The 286-nt window shown below is 61.2% G+C and carries 1 protein-coding gene; it reads left to right on the forward strand.

Annotation, left to right across the window (positions count from 1 at the left end; genetic code table 11):
- Nucleotides 1-16: 16 nt before the first annotated feature.
- On the forward strand, nucleotides 17-286 hold a 270-nt coding region (locus AC5Y36_RS25905), incomplete at its 3' end, for a transposase (protein WP_500043833.1).

The raw sequence follows: 286 nt of genomic DNA on the forward strand, positions 1-286 counted from the left end.
GGTTGAGACTTAGGGAATGTCACGGTTTCAGTTGCTCACCGATACCCAGTGGTCGTTGATTGAAGACCTTCTACCAGCGCGAACAGGGAAGAAGGGCAGGCCTTTTCGGGATGCTCGCCAGGTGGTCGAGGGAATCATCTATCGGTACCGGTGCGGGATTGCCTGGCGGGATGTGCCTGCGGTGTTCGGGCCGTGGCAGACGATCTGGACCTGGCACCGACGGCTGAGCGGCGAAGGCCGCTGGGACATGGTGTTGGCGCGGTTGCTGGCCACTGCTGACGACGAA

Source organism: Mycobacterium sp. NGS50 (assembly GCF_059812545.1).